Origin of the sequence: Methylobacterium iners (genome assembly GCF_022179305.1) — a bacterium.
Taxonomy (GTDB): domain Bacteria; phylum Pseudomonadota; class Alphaproteobacteria; order Rhizobiales; family Beijerinckiaceae; genus Methylobacterium; species Methylobacterium iners.
In genome coordinates, this window is sequence record NZ_BPQP01000173.1 from 1 (window position 1) to 3,311 (window position 3,311).

Below are 3,311 nucleotides of genomic sequence, written 5' to 3' on the forward strand. Positions count from 1 at the left end.
TTTTTGTATTTTGCGTTTTGTTACTATTCAGGGGTTAGGTAGCCCTTTGATCTACTTGATTATTTATATGCTTTATTAAAACTATGATGCTTATATATATACATTATGTCAAGCCTCCCGGTTAGCGGCGCATAGTCACACACGTCACCAGTATAAGTACTGCCACAGCGGCGAGTGTTAGCCCGCCGAATCCGCCAGCTACCCGCTGCACCCATGTCATTGCCGTGCCAGACATGTCAGGAAAAACTTGGTTGTTATGGCTCGCCCCATAAGGGACGATGTGATCCTTCGGCGGCTCACACGCTGCCATGCATGTCGTTTTGGCACTGCACACAGATACCTTGAATGCCGGGGATGCTGATGCTGTAGAGAAATGCAGGGTTATCTTGCCATCTGTTTTGATGTCCACAGCTGCCTCCTGTATGGTGGCTACGTTCGAATGAGAATGGACAGCACATTTTCCGGGTTTGTCGGTTTTGAAAGTCAGAGTCGCAATCCCGCCGAAGTCCGATGAGTGCGTGCAGACCGCCACTTGGCACTCCAGGTTTGTGACGGCAGGTGCATCAATCACGCGCGTAAACGCGGAGTCCGGGATGTCCATGGAGACTGGGATGTTGCCAACGGCGCAATTTTCTGCTCTAACTGGGTTGGTCTTGATTACGCATCCAAAGGGAGCCTTGTCATTCAGCGACGTGCCTCTCTCTTTTATCCAGTACTTAAAGCCAGAAGGGGTCTGTGTGTAAGGCACGTGAACAGTACCGGACGAAGGTCTTGACAACTTGAGGGCGGTGTTGGCATACAGGTCCTTGCTCTCTACCGTCCTGCTCTGGATGTCTCCAAACCTTCCTGGTTGTCCTGACCCGTAGGGTGGGAAGTCCAGGTTGTAGACGTCGTTCTTATAGACGACAATCTTGTTGTCGAAAGGCGTCCAGGCAGTGGAGATTGGACCAAAAGTAAACCTGCTGCCTCCGACGGTCACTGTGTGCTCCCCGTTGACGAACGCCGTTGTTGTCTGATTGAGGTTCCCGTAGCTTATTCGGATGGTGGCTTTCATTGCCGCAGTATGCGCCTTGTAGGCCGCGGCATGGTCGTGCTTGCATACGTCCGATCTGTCAACGTATGCTTCACTCAGCTGGGTGTTCTCAGTGTCGCAGAAGCAGTATGCGCCGCCCCACATAAATGGGTACACTCCTGTGTAGACCTGGCATTGATAGTCGGGGCGCTCCATGGATCTGCATTCTGATGTCCCGCAGCACTTGATATAAGGTGACGGCACGACTGTCTTGTATTCACAGGTTATGTACTCTAAGTTTAGTGTGGGTTCCAAGCTGGTTCCAAGTACCTCAAGCTGTAGGGTCATCGGGGAGAAGCCGTTCCTCTCAATGTGAGCCTTATACGGGAATCCCACCACATTCGGGATCGTTGCGGTGTGTTCGTAAGATTTTACGACGGGAGTTCCCAGGCTCACCAACACTAAAAAAGATAGCGGTTTGCAGCAGCAAAGCAGGTTCTTCAGGCAGCATACAAGTATGATTATGGCAGCGAGCGGCGTTGCAAGCTCCAGCCAAAACAGGGTTTGATTCTCATCCCATAGATACGCCATAGATTCCGCAAACGACGCGGCATGCGCTCGTGGTGCGCAGCATAGTACTCCTAGTGTTACCGGGACGACGGCTCCGGGGGTCAGGGCGTATGGGGTCAGGCACTTGCGGCGTGCAGTGGCGAACATGTAACATGACGCCAGCAGCGATAGTACGACTGCGAGACACGCGGCTGAGACAGCGACGATGGTGGCTGCTGGGTATAGCCCATAGTAATAGAGTATGATCTCGTGCGGCCACCCATGGGGTTTGCCTTCAGTTGTCAGCTGGGCCCACAAGCGCACGGGTGGGTTGTTTCCCCATCTGTACTCTATCCCATCTTCGGTCACCGGTATGGTCCGTTCGACGTATCGGTCTATCCACTCCTCATACGGACGCGGATCTGCTCCTAGACTCCGGTACGTCAACAGCGTGGGATGATCTGGATGCAGTTTCACTGTCAGTTCTCTCTTTCCGTATGTGACACCTGGTGCACGTGCAAGGGGCACCCTGCATGTGGAGTTGGTCAGAGGGAAGGGTACGTGCACTTTACCTTTGCGAGACAACTGGTCGGCTCTAGGGACAAACGAGGAGGTGTACTGCCACTTATCGTGGTTAGTCACCGCAGCGTGGCACTGTGCTATTTTGCACGAATTGATAGTCTTGTCGCTACTGGTGGTGCCCACGTTGCCACTACCACACGTGCAGTTGTATCTGATGGTTTTTCCTCCTGCTGTGATCTTTACGTTACCTGACCGCTGCGACAGCAACGTTATGTCTGGGATATCCGGTGGGGTATGCATGTAGATCTCTTCCTCCGTCGGTGCGGTAGTCAGCTGGTACGTTGTGCATGGCACTTCGATACCGAAGTGGGGCCTGACGGTGAATTTTTCTCTGCCTACTGGGGCCGGAGCGTGTTTGTACTGCACTTTGCAGGCCTGTGTGTGCGATTCTGCATCTTGGAACTGGACCTTTAGTTCGCCCCCTGGAGGGCAGTAGGCCACGATGAAGTGGCCCATCGTGCCTCGAATAGCGCACACACCGGAAGTATGCACTTGTAAAGAATCCCGGTTTGCCTCTTTCATGTCATGCCCGGCGATGTACCTGATTTTGCTGTGTTCGTGTGTTCCTCCTTTGTTGATGCCAATTTGCGCTGCGACCTGGATCTTTATCATGCCATCGGAAGCCTCATCCCTAATTTTTTCTATAGCCACCGGGCTGTAACAGAACTGCCCGTCTCCGCAGTCCGCGCAATACGCTAGGTACGGTTTCGTGGCCTTGTAGACATTGAAGTGGTCCGTCACACTGCGACGGTGGCGTGCACTGTTGTTACACGTCATCGTGGCCTCGAGCAGGTCGTAGTAGCCCGGGCGGTCCACGTTGTCCTCCAACATCCTCAGTGTCTGTTCTGGTTGTTTTTCATAGCAACAGGGTGCACATGCGGGCTCTGAGCATGGGAATGTAACGTTGGCTAAGACGCACATCATCAAGGCGGCGGACCATTCTTCTGTTCCTTCTGGGGTGTACCGTGTGACCATGTCTTTGGTCCAGGTCACGACAGATAGGGCAGTCCTGGCTCCTTCGTTGGCCCCTCCCAGGACAATGGCCACCACACGTCCTTTGTTGTCGAAGATCGGCCGGCCGCTGTCTCCTGGTTTACCTGCGCCTGTCGGGATTGTGAACCTGCCACCGCTGTACTGCACTGCACCGTGATGCCAATTGTAGTGCCCT

The 3,311-nt window shown here is 53.5% G+C and carries 1 protein-coding gene; it reads right to left on the minus strand.

From position 1 onward, the window contains the following. Positions 1-121: 121 nt before the first annotated feature. Positions 122-2,974, minus strand: coding sequence for a hypothetical protein (locus tag MFF55_RS27350; RefSeq protein ID WP_238228584.1), 2,853 nt, complete (start codon positions 2,972-2,974; stop codon positions 122-124). Between the last annotated feature and the right edge of the window lie 337 nt (positions 2,975-3,311).